The sequence below is a fragment of the Geodermatophilus sp. SYSU D00710 genome (assembly GCF_054050195.1).
Genome location: NZ_JBJGYX010000050.1, coordinates 25630 through 37389, shown reverse-complemented (window position 1 = coordinate 37389; position 11760 = coordinate 25630). Strand labels below are relative to the sequence as shown.

At 76.3% G+C, this 11760-nt stretch carries 13 protein-coding genes and 1 pseudogene; 9 read left to right on the top strand and 5 right to left on the bottom strand.

Features of this window, described 5'->3' with window-relative positions:
• Positions 1-118: 118 nt before the first annotated feature.
• Positions 119-1411 carry an NDMA-dependent methanol dehydrogenase gene (gene mdo, locus ACI78U_RS19135; RefSeq protein WP_456876976.1) on the bottom strand — a complete coding sequence of 431 codons (1293 nt, stop codon included), beginning with the start codon at positions 1409-1411 and terminating at the stop codon, positions 119-121.
• Between the two features lie 204 nt (positions 1412-1615).
• On the opposite strand from mdo, the gene ACI78U_RS19130 reads away from it, so the two are divergent.
• Positions 1616-2833 (top strand): cysteine desulfurase-like protein, encoded by a 1218-nt coding sequence (locus tag ACI78U_RS19130; RefSeq protein ID WP_456876975.1) that lies wholly within the window; start codon positions 1616-1618, stop codon positions 2831-2833.
• 72 nt (positions 2834-2905) lie between these two features.
• Here the strand turns inward: ACI78U_RS19130 and ACI78U_RS19125 are convergent, their stop codons facing one another.
• Together ACI78U_RS19125 and ACI78U_RS19120 are read right to left on the bottom strand one after the other, a co-directional pair.
• On the bottom strand, positions 2906-3244 hold the full coding sequence (locus ACI78U_RS19125; protein WP_456876974.1) for an acyl-CoA-like ligand-binding transcription factor: 339 nt from the start codon (positions 3242-3244) through the stop codon (positions 2906-2908).
• A gap of 80 nt (positions 3245-3324) precedes the next feature.
• A pseudogene (locus tag ACI78U_RS19120) lies at positions 3325-3855 on the bottom strand (acyl-CoA-like ligand-binding transcription factor); the annotation flags it as partial.
• Positions 3856-3882: 27 nt separating this feature from the next.
• On the opposite strand from ACI78U_RS19120, the gene mftA reads away from it, so the two are divergent.
• Genes mftA through mftC form a run of 3 tightly spaced genes read left to right on the top strand, consistent with a single transcriptional unit; the run spans position 3883 to position 5658 of the window.
• Positions 3883-4014, top strand: a complete 132-nt coding sequence (gene mftA, locus ACI78U_RS19115; protein ID WP_456876973.1) for a mycofactocin precursor MftA — start codon at positions 3883-3885, stop codon at positions 4012-4014.
• 10 nt (positions 4015-4024) lie between these two features.
• On the top strand, positions 4025-4447 hold the full coding sequence (gene mftB, locus ACI78U_RS19110; protein ID WP_456876972.1) for a mycofactocin biosynthesis chaperone MftB: 423 nt from the start codon (positions 4025-4027) through the stop codon (positions 4445-4447).
• Positions 4444-5658, top strand: coding sequence for a mycofactocin radical SAM maturase (gene mftC, locus ACI78U_RS19105; protein ID WP_456876971.1), 1215 nt, complete (start codon positions 4444-4446; stop codon positions 5656-5658). The genes mftB and mftC overlap by 4 nt, the downstream gene beginning before the upstream one ends.
• 214 nt (positions 5659-5872) lie before the next feature.
• Here the strand turns inward: mftC and ACI78U_RS19100 are convergent, their stop codons facing one another.
• On the bottom strand, positions 5873-6364 hold the full coding sequence (locus tag ACI78U_RS19100; protein WP_456876970.1) for a pyridoxamine 5'-phosphate oxidase family protein: 492 nt from the start codon (positions 6362-6364) through the stop codon (positions 5873-5875).
• Between the two features lie 57 nt (positions 6365-6421).
• Here ACI78U_RS19100 and mftE point away from each other — a divergent pair, with 57 nt between their 5' ends.
• Together mftE and ACI78U_RS19090 are read left to right on the top strand one after the other, a co-directional pair.
• Positions 6422-7111 (top strand): mycofactocin biosynthesis peptidyl-dipeptidase MftE, encoded by a 690-nt coding sequence (gene mftE, locus ACI78U_RS19095; protein ID WP_456876969.1) that lies wholly within the window; start codon positions 6422-6424, stop codon positions 7109-7111.
• Between the two features lie 98 nt (positions 7112-7209).
• A complete protein-coding gene (locus ACI78U_RS19090) occupies positions 7210-8712 on the top strand; it encodes a purine-cytosine permease family protein (RefSeq protein WP_456876968.1) in 1503 nt (500 codons plus the stop codon).
• 5 nt (positions 8713-8717) lie between these two features.
• On the opposite strand, the gene ACI78U_RS19085 is transcribed toward ACI78U_RS19090, so the two are convergent.
• Positions 8718-9716, bottom strand: coding sequence for an iron-siderophore ABC transporter substrate-binding protein (locus ACI78U_RS19085; RefSeq protein ID WP_456876967.1), 999 nt, complete (start codon positions 9714-9716; stop codon positions 8718-8720).
• A gap of 82 nt (positions 9717-9798) precedes the next feature.
• On the opposite strand from ACI78U_RS19085, the gene ACI78U_RS19080 reads away from it, so the two are divergent.
• Genes ACI78U_RS19080 through ACI78U_RS19070 form a run of 3 tightly spaced genes read left to right on the top strand, consistent with a single transcriptional unit; the run spans position 9799 to position 11704 of the window.
• Positions 9799-10338, top strand: a complete 540-nt coding sequence (locus tag ACI78U_RS19080) for a cysteine hydrolase family protein (protein ID WP_456876966.1) — start codon at positions 9799-9801, stop codon at positions 10336-10338.
• Positions 10335-11477: a mycofactocin biosynthesis glycosyltransferase MftF gene (gene mftF / locus ACI78U_RS19075; RefSeq protein ID WP_456876965.1), complete on the top strand. Its 1143-nt coding sequence runs from the start codon at positions 10335-10337 to the stop codon at positions 11475-11477. Before ACI78U_RS19080 ends, mftF begins: the two co-directional genes overlap by 4 nt.
• Entirely contained in the window at positions 11432-11704 is a 273-nt protein-coding gene (locus tag ACI78U_RS19070) for a hypothetical protein (protein WP_456876964.1), read from the top strand. Before mftF ends, ACI78U_RS19070 begins: the two co-directional genes overlap by 46 nt.
• Positions 11705-11760 lie beyond the last annotated feature (56 nt).

Sequence of the window (11760 nt, the reverse complement as noted above, 5' to 3'; positions counted from 1 at the left end):
CCCCCCCCCCCCCCCCCCCCCCCCCCCCCCCCCCCCCCCCCCCCCCCCCCCCCCCCCCCCCCCCCCCCCCCCCCCCCCCCCCCCCCCCCCCCCCCCCCCCCCCCCCCCCCGGAGTCGGTCAGGACAGCAGGTCGTCGAGGTCGCCCTGCATGCAGTGCTCCACCACCGGCCGGACCGTCTCGAACGTGCACTCCTTGGCGTTGCCGGGGGTGCAGGCGTCGCCGAGGACGTGGTGGGTGATCCGGTCGACGTCCTTGTCGTCCCCGGTGATGACGGCGGCGTTCTCGTAGAACGTCGTCGGGCCGACGCCCAGCCGGTTCTTGGAGTAGCTGTCCTGGGTGACGTCGGTGAACTTCTCCGGGATGCCGACGTCGCGCAGCAGCCGGATGGCCGCGGCCAGGGCGGCGTCGGCGGCCTGTGGCGCGGTCATGCCGTGGGTGTCCACGCCCATGGCCTCGGCGATGTCGGCGAAGCGCTGGTACTGCGTGGGCATGTTGAACGCCCACACCCGGGGCAGCGCGATGGCGTTGTTCAGCCCGTGGTGGGTGTCGTAGAAGGCGCTCACCGCGTGGCTGATCGAGTGGATGATCCCCAGGCCGCCGGAGTTGAACGCCTGCGCGGCGATGTACTGGGCGTACATCATCCCCTGCCGGCCTCCGAGGTCCTGGCCGTTCCACACCGCCTGGCGCAGGTGCTGGTTGGTCAGCTTGATGGCGTAGAGGGCGTTGCCCAGCGACGGCGGGAAGTCCAGCCGGGAGACGTAGGGCTCGCTGGCGTGGGCGAGCACGTCGAAGCCGCACTGGGCGGTGTAGTCGATCGGGCAGTCGTAGTAGAGGACCGGGTCGTCGATCGCCAGCGTCGCCAGGCAGTGGTCGTCGAAGGCCACGTACTTGTGCGGGTTCTCCGGGTCGGTCGTGGTGTCGGTGATGACGTAGGCCCAGGAGGTCTCCGAGCCGGTGCCGGCCGTCGTCGAGACGGCGATGTGCGGCGGGTTCTTCGGGTTCTCCGACTGGTTGAAGCCCTCGAACTCGTTGACGCTGCGGCCGTCGTGGGCCACCGAGATCCGCGCGCCCTTGCACGCGTCGTGGCTGGAGCCGCCGCCGATGGAGACGAAGCTGTCGCACTCGTTCTCCTGGTACAGCGCGACCGCGTCCATGACGTTGTAGTCCTTGGGGTTGGACTCCACCTTGTCGTAGACCACGACCTCCAGGCCGTGGTAGCGCATCGACCCGGCGATCTTCTCGACGATGTCCGAGCCGCGCAGGCCCGACGTCATGATCAGCGTCTTCCGGAACCCCAGCTTCAGCGCCTCGGGGCCGATGATCTCGTGCGCTCCGGGGCCCATCAGCGCCCGCGGGAACGGGTGGAACTCCTTGATCGGGAAGGGCTTGAGGAGTTCTTCGACCTGCATGGGAGGGGTCCTTCCGTCTGCCAGCGGGGAGCCGTCGGCGCACGCTACGAGCGGCGTCCCACCGGCGGCAGGACCCGCGGGGGAGAACCGGCCGACCGGAGGAGCACATCCGGCCACCCGGTCAGGTGCACCTGCCCGACCGGCCAGGGGAGGAGGACCGGTCCCGTCCGCGGGGACGGCGGCGCCGGCGGGCATGCTGCGGAGGTGACCTCACCCGCGAGCACCGCCTACGACGTCGTCGCCGTCCGTGCCGACTTCCCCGCCCTGCGCGCCGGCGCGGCCCACTTCGACGGCCCCGGCGGCTCCCAGGTGCCGCGCCAGGTGGCCGAGGCGGTGGCCGCCACGCTCACCGCGCCGATCGCCAACCGCGGGCAGGTCACCGCGGCCGAGCGCCACGCCGACGCGGTCGTGCTCGCCGCCCGGGCGGCGGTGGCCGACCTGGTCGCGGGGGACGCGGGCGGCGTCGTGTTCGGGCGGTCGATGACCCAGCTGACCTACGACCTGTCCCGCGCACTGGCCGCCGGCTGGGGCCTGGGCGACGAGGTGGTGGTCACCCGGCTCGACCACGACGCCAACGTGCGGCCGTGGGTGCAGGCCGCCGCGGCGCGCGGCGCGACCGTCCGCTGGGCCGACCTCGACCCGGACACCGGCGAGCTCACCGCCGAGGCGCTGGCCGCGGTGCTCTCCGACCGCACCCGGCTGGTCGCGCTGACCGGCGCCTCGAACCTCATCGGCACCCGGCCCGACGTCGCCGCGCTCACCGCGCTGGCGCACCGGGCCGGCGCGCTCGCCTACGTCGACGGCGTGCACCTGACCGCGCACGCGCCGGTCGACGTCGCCGCGCTGGGGGCCGACCTGTTCGCCTGCTCGCCGTACAAGTTCCTCGGCCCGCACCTGGGCTGTGTCGTGGCCGCGCCGGCGCTGCTGGAGACCCTGCACCCGGACAAACTGCTGCCCTCCACCGACGCGGTCCCCGAGCGGTTCGAGCTCGGCACGCTCCCCTACGAGCTGCTGGCCGGCACCACCGCGGCGATCGACCACCTGGCCGCGCTGGGGAGCGCGGAGGGCGACCGCCGGGCGCGGCTGGTCGCCGGGATGACCGCCGTCGAGGCGCACGAGGACCGGCTGCGCGAACGGGTCGAGGAGGGCGTCGCGGAGCTGCCCGGCGTCACGCTGTGGTCCCGCGCCCGGCACCGGACGCCCACGCTGCTCTACACGTTCGCCGCCCGACCCGCCGCGGAGGTCTCCCGGGCGCTCGCCGAGCGGGGCGTCAACGCGCCCGCGGGGAGCTTCTACGCCATCGAGCCGTCCCGCCGGCTGGGGCTGGGCGACGCCGGCGGGCTGCGGATCGGCATGGCGCCCTACACCGACGACGACGACGTCGACCGGCTGCTCGCCGGGCTGCGGGCGGTGCTGGCCTGAGGCATGGGAAGCCATCCGCACGTCTGGCGCCCCTGGACGTGCGGATGGCTTCCCATGCCTGGCGAGCCGCCGTCAGCGCAGGCCCGGGAAGCCCTCGGCGAGCTGGCCGAACGCCGTCCGCAACGCCTCGGCCAGCGACGCGACGTCACCGGAGAGCCACACCTCGAACGCGGTCGTCGCCGCTGCCCGGGTGGCCGTGGCGACCAGCCGGGGCACCAGCGCCGTGGGGGGGGGGGGGGGGGGGGGGGGGGGGGGGGGGGGGGGGGGGGGGGGGCGGGGGGGGGGGGGGGGGGGGGGGGGGGGGGGGGGGGGCGGGGGGGGGGGGGGGGGGGGGGGGGGGGGGGGGGGGGGGGGGGGGGGGGGGGGGGGGGGGGGGGGGGGGGGCGGGGGTGTGGCGAGCCCGCCGCCCACCCCCCCCCCCCCCCGCCCCCCCCCCCCCCCCCCCCCCCCCCCCCCCCCCCCCCCCCCCCCCCCCCCCCCCGCGCCACGTAGCCGGCGACCACCCGGTCGACGTCGGCGTAGCGCAGCTGCGAGTGGGCCTGCAGCGCCGGCTCGGTGAGGATCAGCCGCATCCGCTGGCGCAGCACGGGCAGGTCGCCGGCCGCGTAGTCGTTGGCCTGGACGTAGGCGGTGAGGACGGCGGTCAGCACGGGGACGTCGTCGCCGGACCGCTCGAGCAGCGCGGCCAGCCGGGCGACGTGCCCGTCGAAGTCGCCCCACACGGCGTCGGCCTTGCTGCCCACGGTCCGGAAGAAGGTGCGCCGGCTGGTGCCCGCGGCCGCGGCGATGTCCTCGATCGTCACCCGCTCGAAGCCCGCGGCGGTGAACAGCTCCAGCGCCGCCCGCTCGATCCGGGCGCGCGTGTCCCCACGGGGGTCGTCCCGGGGGACGGTCCGGACGGACTCGCGGAGCACGCTCACCGGCACATCTTCGCGCCCGGCGACGGGGAGGCCACTCCCGGTGTGTCCGCGCTCACCCCCTCGGTTGCCGGTGGCACCCGGTGCCCCTACGGTCCTCGGCATCCCCGCTCCCCTCTCCCGGAGGTCGGCATGCCCGAGACGCCCGCCCAGACCGAGACCCAGGACGCCGCCGAGATCCAGGACGCCGTGGCCGAGGACGCGCTGGTCGAGGAGTCCCTCGTCGAGGAGGTCTCCATCGACGGCATGTGCGGCGTCTACTGAGCCGACGGCCATGAGCTCCCCCGCTCCGGCCGCGGACGTCTTCGACCCCGCCCTGCCCTGGCGGCGTGCCCGGTCGGTGGCGCTGCGACCGGAGCCGTTCGGGGCGCTGGCCTACCACTTCGGCAACCGGAAGCTGTCGTTCCTGAAGTCGAGGACGCTGGTCACCGTCGTCGAGACGCTGGCCGACCACCCCAGCGCCGACGCCGCCCTGGTCGCGTGCGGCGTCCCCGAGGCGCAGCGGCGTGCCTACGTGACGGCACTGGCCGACCTCGCCCGCTCCCAGATGATCGAACGGAGGACCTCACTGCCCCCCGAGAAGGACCCTCCTGCCCCCCACCGCTCGCGCGCTCGCGGTGGGGCCCCGCAGGAGGGCCGGTCAACCCTCGCGGCGGGCCCCTGCAGCGAGGCCGAGACGAGCGAGGAGCCGCTGTGACCGCCGTCGTCCCCCAGCGCCCCACCGGCGGGCGCCTGGTCGACCAGTTCGAGTACGGCCTCGACGCCCCCATCTGCCTGACCTGGGAGCTCACCTACGCCTGCAACCTGGCGTGCGTGCACTGCCTGTCCTCCTCGGGCCGGCGCGACCCCCGCGAGCTCTCCACCGCCGAGGCCGAGGCGGTCATCGACGAGCTGCAGCGGATGCAGGTCTTCTACGTCAACGTCGGCGGCGGCGAGCCCACCGTGCGGCCGGACTTCTGGCACCTGCTCGACTACGCCGTCGGCCACCAGGTCGGGGTCAAGTTCTCCACCAACGGCGTCAAGCTCGACCGGGCCCGCGCGCGGCAGCTGGCGGCCACCGACTACGTCGACGTGCAGATCTCCCTCGACGGCGCGACCGCCGAGGTCAACGACCGCGTCCGCGGCACCGGCTCGTTCGCCACCGCGACCCGCGCGCTGGAGAACCTGGCCGAGGCCGGGATGCGCGACTTCAAGGTCTCCGTCGTCGTCACCCGGGAGAACGTCTCCCAGCTCGACGAGTTCAGGGCGCTGACCGACCGCTACGGCGCCCAGCTGCGGATCACCCGGCTGCGCCCCTCGGGCCGCGGCGCCGACGTCTGGGACGAGCTGCACCCCACCCAGGCCCAGCAGCGCGAGCTCTACGCCTGGCTGCTGGCCCACGGCGACCGGGTGCTCACCGGCGACTCGTTCTTCCACCTGTCGGCCTACGGCGAGGCGCTGCCCGGCCTGAACCTGTGCGGCGCCGGGCGGGTGGTCTGCCTCATCGACCCGGTCGGCGACGTCTACGCCTGCCCGTTCGCCATCCACGAGCAGTTCCTCGCCGGCAACGTGCGGGACGAGGGCGGCTTCCAGCGGGTCTGGCAGTCCTCGGAGCTGTTCCGCGAGCTGCGCAGCCCGCAGACCGGCGGCGCCTGCACGAAGTGCGCGCACTTCGACGCCTGCCGCGGCGGCTGCATGGCGGCCAAGTTCTTCACCGGCCTGCCGCTGGACGGCCCCGACCCCGAGTGCGTGCAGGGATACGGCGAGACGGCGCTGGCCGCCCGCGACGCCGACCTGGTCACGCCGAGGAGCCATCTCGACCACTCGCACACCGGACCGGTCCGCGGCCAGCCCACGCTGCTGGGCATGCCCGCGATCCCCGCCAAGGCCTGCGACGAGTCCCCTCTGGCGGGCCTGCCGCTCGGATGACCCCTCAGCGGGTCGGGGCCACCACGGTGGGCCCCGACCCGTCGGGCAGCAGGCCCGGGGCCAGGTCGGCCAGGGTCATGGCCAGGAGCAGCGCGACGAGCAGGGCGAGGGTGAGCACGGGGCACCTCCGGTGGACGTGCCCCCAGGCTGGCCGCCGTCCCTGACCGGGCCCGGTGATCTGCCTGGGAGTCCGCTGGACGCCCCGTGCCCAGCCCTAGGGGAGGTCGACGACGTCCTTATCGCCGGTGTCGGGCTGGGAGCCGGTGGCCTTGGCCTTGACGAAGCTCAGCGCCGTGGCCAGCCGGTTGCCGGGGCTGTCCCAGTACTCCGCGGTGTCGCCGTCGACCTTCACCAGCACCACCGAGGGGTCCTCGGGCCCCTGCGGCAACCACGCCTCGACGCCGGCGTTCCACAGCTCCTTCTTCTTGGCGACGTCGTCGACGACGCGCGCGGTGCCGGTCAGCGAGACCCAGGTGCCGCCCGAGCCGATGCCGACGTTGACCTGCGGCGAGGCGGTGATGTGGGCCAGCCACGGGGCGTCGTGCTCGGCGAAGAACCAGAGGTCGCCGTCGAACTCGACCTCCTGCAGCGACATGGGCCGGCTGGTCAGCCGGCCGTCGGGCATGGTCGTGGTGAGGAAGCCGAACCTCTGCCCCTTGATGAGCCCGGCGACCTTGGCGGTGGCGTCTGGCGAGTCGGTGGTCATGTCCCTGCCCTTCCCCGTATCCGCCTCCTGACACCGTGACCTGCCTAGGCTGACCGCGTGCCCGACCTGGCCGGCGCCGTCTGGCCGGAGCTGCCCGAGCGTCCGCTGCTCGTGGTGCCGCTGGGCTCGGTCGAGCAGCACGGGCCCCACCTGCCGCTGGCCACCGACACCACGGTCGCCACCGCGGTCGTCGCCGCGGCCGACCTCGGCCCGGCGCTGGTCGCGCCCGCCGTCCCGTACGGCGCCAGCGGCGAGCACGAGGGCTTCCCCGGCACCGTCTCGATCGGCACCGAGGCGCTGACGTCGCTGCTCGTCGAGTACGGCCGGTCGGCCGGCCGCTGGGCCGGGCGGCTGCTGCTGGTCAACGGCCACGGCGGCAACCTCGACGCGCTGCGCCGCGCCGTCCCGCTGCTGCGCGGCGAGGGCCGCGACGCCGCCTGGTTCCCCTGCGGCGTCCCGGGCGGGGACGCGCACGCCGGCCGCACCGAGACCGCGCTGCTGTTGCACCTGGAACCCGGCGCCGCGCGGCCCGGCCGGGCGGTCCCGGGTGTGACGACGCCGATCGGGCACCTGCTGCCCCGGCTGCGGGACGAGGGCGTGCGCGCGGTCAGCCCCACCGGCGTGCTCGGCGACCCCACCGGCGCCACGGCGGAGGAGGGCGCGCGGCTGCTGGCCGACCTGGCCGGACGGCTCACGGCCGCCGTCCACCGGTGGGACGTCGGGGAGGACGGGCGGCTGCGCGGCTGACCGCCGGACGCGCCTGCGCGGGCCGCCGCCCGGCGGGGGCAGGAGGATGGCCGGGGACGGGCCCGCCCCCCGCGGTCCCGCCGAGCGAGGAGGTCCCGATGGCGCAGCGGCAGGCCGTGGACGAGGGGACCGGCGCGTCCCCCGGGCGGGGAGCCGTCGAGACCAACGGCATCAACGTCATCGCCGAGGAGGAGCGCCACGGCGCCCCGCGCTCGCTGTTCTGGCCGTGGTTCGGCGCCAACGTCAGCGTGCTCGGCCTGGCCTACGGCTCGTTCCTGCTCGGCTTCGGCATCTCCGCCGCGCAGGCGCTCGTCGCCGGTGTCGTCGGGATCGTGGTGTCCTTCCTGCTCTGCGGCCTGGTCGCGATCGCCGGCAAGCGTGGCTCGGCGCCCACCCTGGTGCTCAGCCGCGCCGCCTTCGGCGTGCACGGCAACCGGGTCCCCGCGGTGCTGTCCTGGGTGCTCACCGTCGGCTGGGAGACGGTGCTGGTCAGCCTGGCCACCCTCGCCACCGCCACGGTCTTCGGCCAGCTCGGCTGGAGCGGGGGGACGGCGACCCAGGTGGTCGCGCTGCTCGTCGTCGCCGCCCTGGTGGTGGCCGGCGGCGTCCTCGGCTTCGACGCGATCATCCGCATGCAGGCGGTCATCACCGTGGTCGGCGGCGTGCTGACCGTCGTCTACGTGGTCCTGGTGGCCGACTCGGTGGAGTGGTCGGCGGTCACGGCCGTCCCGGCCGGCTCGGCGGCGGCCGTCGTCGGCGCGCTGGTCCTGGCCATGACCGGGTACGGCTTCGGCTGGGTCAACGCGGCCGCCGACTACTCCCGCTACCTGCCGCGCGCGGCGTCCACCCGTGGCGTCGTCGGCTGGACGACGTTCGGCGGCGCGCTGGCCCCGGTCGTGCTGCTGGGCACCGGGCTGCTGCTGGCGGCGTCGGACCCGGAGCTGTCGGGGGCGATCGGCGCGGACCCGATCGGCGCGCTGGCCGCTCTGCTGCCCACCTGGTTCCTCGTGCCCTTCGTCGTCGTCGCGGTGCTCGGCCTGGTCGGCGGCGCGCTGCTGGACATCTACTCGTCCGGTCTCTCGCTGCTCGCCGCCGGCATCCGGGTGCCCCGCCCGGTCGCGGCGGGCATCGACGGCGCCCTCATGGTGCTCGGCGCGATCTGGGTGGTCTTCGTCGCCACCGGCGGGTTCTTCGTGCAGTTCCAGGGGTTCCTCATCACCCTGGGCGTGCCGATCGCCGCCTGGTGCGGCGTGTTCCTGGGCGACCTCGCGCTGCGCCGACGGGCCTACGCCGAGGCCGACCTCTACGACCCCCGCGGCCGCTACGGCGCGGCCCCGGCCGTGCCGCTGCTGCTCCTGGCGGCCGGGACCGTGCTCGGCTGGGGGCTGGTCACCAACTCGCTGGCCGGCTGGCTGGACTGGCAGGGCTACCTGCTCGGTCCGCTGGGGCTGGGCGGCCGGGAGGGCGACTGGGCCTTCGCCAACCTCGGCGTGCTGGCCGCCTTCCTCGTCGGGCTGCTGGGCACCCTGGCGCTGCGCCGGAGGGCGGTGCGGACGCAGGAGGCCGCCCCGGCGGTGCCGGGACGGCCTCCTGTGGTCTGACGGGGTCAGGGCTGCAGGGCCTGCGCGAACAGCGGGACGGCCTGCTCGAGCGCGTACTGCTGGCCCAGGGCCGAGCCGCTGGAGAAGGCGTTGACCAGCGTGGGGTCCTCCAGGACGACGGCGTTGCCCTGCTGCACCGAGCCCAGCGTCTGCCACAGCGGGTTCGCGGTGATCTGCGCCGGGTCGACGAAGATCGGGAAGACGACGGTCAGCGGCGCGTCGAGCAGCGAGACCTGCTCCTCGGAGACCGGCACGTAGAAGTTCTCCGTGGCGAGGTCCTGGACGGCCGGCTTGTTCGTGAAGCCGAGCGCCTCCATGAAGTCGACCCGGGTGTCGCCGCGGACGTAGGCGCCGAAGCCCTCCGAGGTGTACGCGCCGACGGCGACCTCGGTGCCGTCGAACTCCGGGTGCGCGGCCGCGGCGTCGGCGAGGGCCTGCTCGACGTCGGCCTGCAGCTGCGCGGCCTCGTCGGCGCGGCCCAGCGCCCGGCCGACCAGGTCGAGCTGCTGCTGCCACGTGGTCTGGTAGGCGCCCACGCCCTCGGGGGCGCCGACGGTCGGCGCGATCTCGCTGAGGGAGTCGTAGCGCTCCTGGGTGCCGTCGGAGCGGGTGTCGAGGATGAGGTCGGGCTCCAGCGCGGCGATCGCCTCGAGGCTGGGCTCCAGCGTGTCGATGATCTCCGGTGCCTCGTCGTACCGCCCCTCGGCCCACGGGCCCACGCCCTCCCCGCCGAAGGCCAGCCAGTCGCTGGCGCCGACCGGCTGCACGCCCAGCGCCAGCGCGGTCTCGGCGTCCGACCAGCCCAGCGCCACGACCCGCTGCGGCTCCTCCTCGACCTCGACGTCGCCGAACGCGGTGCTCACGGTGACGGGGAACTCCCCACCGGCCGAGGCCGCCGACCCCGCCGCCTCGCCGGCGTCGTCGGATCCGCACGCCGCGAGGGACGCGGCGGTGGTCAGGGCGGCCGCGAGCAGGGCGGCGCGCCGGGACAGGGCGTGGGACATCGGGAGCTCCTCCGGGTGGGACTACTCAGGTGAGCCTAACCTCAGTCGTGTGGGTCCCCCGCGGCCCGGCTAGGGTCCGGCCGTGGCAGAGATCCCCGGCTGGCTGGTCGTGGTCGACGCGCAGCGGGTGTTCGCCGACCCGGACTCCCCGTGGGCGGCGCCCCGCTTCGCCGAGGCGCACCCGCGCATCCAGCACCTGGTGGCCGCCTTCGGCGAGCGGGTCGTCCTCACCCGGTTCGTGGCGCCGCGGCAGCCGGCGGGGGCCTGGGTGGCCTACTACGAGCAGTGGCCCTTCGCGCTACAGCCGCCCGACGCGCCGCTGTGGGACCTGGTCGAGGACCCCGGCCCGGCCCACGTGGTCACCGCGACCACCTTCGGCAAGTGGGGTCCGGAGCTGGCCGGGCTGGTGGGCGCCGGCCCGCTGACCGTGGCCGGCGTGGCCACCGACTGCTGCGTCGTCTCCACCGTGCTGCCCGCCGCCGACGCCGGCGTGCCGGTGCGCGTGGCCGCCGACGCCTGCGCGGGCAGCAGCGACGACGACCACCGCAAGGCGCTGGGCCTGATGGGCCTCTACGCCCCGCTGGTCGAGATCACCACCGCCGACGACGTCCTGGCCGGGTGACCGTCCCGCCGCCACCGGACGCCCGGCTGCCCGACGGCTACGCGGTCCGGCTCGCCACGGGCAGCCGGCGGCTGGAGGACGGCGCGGCGCTGCTCGGCGGCTCGCCGCTGCGGCTGCTCCGGCTCGCCCCGGCCGCCCGCGGCCTGCTCGACGGCGACCGGCTCGTGGTCTCGTCGGCCGCGACGGCTGCGCTGGCGGCCCGGCTGCTCGACGCCGGGATCGCCGTCGCGGAGCCGGCCGGTCCCGCGCCCGGTCCCGGGGAGGTCACCGTCGTCGTCCCGGTCCGGGACCGTGCGGGCGGCGTCGCGCGGCTGCTGGCCGCGCTGCGCGCCGACCCGGCCACCGCGGGCGTGCGGGTGCTCGTCGTCGACGACGGCTCGGCCGACCCCGGCGCCCTGGCCGCGGTCACCGCGCCGGGCGGCGCCGAGGTGCTCCGGCACGAACGGTCCCTCGGCCCGGCCGCGGCGCGCGACACCGGGCTGCGCGCGGCGACCAGCCGCGTCGTGGCCTTCCTCGACTCCGACTGCGTGCCGCTGCCCGGCTGGCTGGACGTGCTGCTGCCGCACCTGGCCGACCCGCGGCTGGCCGTGGTGGCGCCGCGGGTCGTCGCACTGCCGCCGGCGCGGCCGGGTTGGACCACCGCCTACGAGACGGCGGTCAGCGCGCTGGACATGGGGCCGGACCCGGCGCGGGTCGCGCCCCTGACCGCGCTCTCGTACGTGCCGAGCGCCGCCCTGCTGGCCCGGCGGGCGGCCCTCGGCGCGGGCTTCGACGCCGCGATGCCGGTGGCCGAGGACGTCGACCTGGTCTGGCGGCTGACCGCGGCCGGCTGGCGGGTCCGCTACGACCCGGCCGCGCGGGTCGCGCACGAGCACCCGTCCTCGACCGTGGCGTGGCTGCGCCGCCGCGCCGTCTACGGCACCGGCGCCGCACCACTGGCCGCGCGGCACGGGGCGCTGGTCGCCCCCGTCGTCGTCAGCCCCTGGTCGGCGGCGGCCGTGGGGCTGGCCCTCGCCGGCGGCTGGCGCCCACCGGCGGGCGGCCCCCGTACGGCCTGGCCGCCGGGCTGGTGCTGCGCGGCACCGCCGCAGGCGTGCGCACGCTGGCCCGCGCGGCCACCCGCCACCACTGGCCGCTGACCGCCGTGGCCGCCGCGGCGTCCCCCCGGGCCCGGCGCGCGGCGGCCGCCGTCGCCGTGGCCGACGCGGTGCTCGGGTGGTGGCCGCACCGGGCCGAGGTGGACCTGCCGCGCTTCGCCGTGGCCCGGCGGCTGGAGGACCTCGCCTACGGCGCCGGGCTGTGGGCGGGTGCGCTGCGGGCCGGGTCCGCGCGGGCGCTCCTGCCCGCCCGCCCACCGGGCGGCTGACCTGCGGCGGGGGTGCCTGGCGCGGACCCCGTGACAGGGGTCACCATGGGCGGACC

What these genes read in the sequence shown, in the direction of transcription:
- ACI78U_RS19090 (WP_456876968.1), top strand. Translation starts at nt 7,210, where the DNA reads ATGGCGCAGCGGCAGGCCGTGGACGAGGGGACCGGCGCGTCCCCCGGG.
- mdo (WP_456876976.1), bottom strand. Translation starts at nt 1,411, where the DNA reads ATGCAGGTCGAAGAACTCCTCAAGCCCTTCCCGATCAAGGAGTTCCAC.
- mftB (WP_456876972.1), top strand. Translation starts at nt 4,025, where the DNA reads ATGAGCTCCCCCGCTCCGGCCGCGGACGTCTTCGACCCCGCCCTGCCC.
- ACI78U_RS19100 (WP_456876970.1), bottom strand. Translation starts at nt 6,364, where the DNA reads ATGACCACCGACTCGCCAGACGCCACCGCCAAGGTCGCCGGGCTCATC.
- mftA (WP_456876973.1), top strand. Translation starts at nt 3,883, where the DNA reads ATGCCCGAGACGCCCGCCCAGACCGAGACCCAGGACGCCGCCGAGATC.
- ACI78U_RS19085 (WP_456876967.1), bottom strand. Translation starts at nt 9,716, where the DNA reads ATGTCCCACGCCCTGTCCCGGCGCGCCGCCCTGCTCGCGGCCGCCCTG.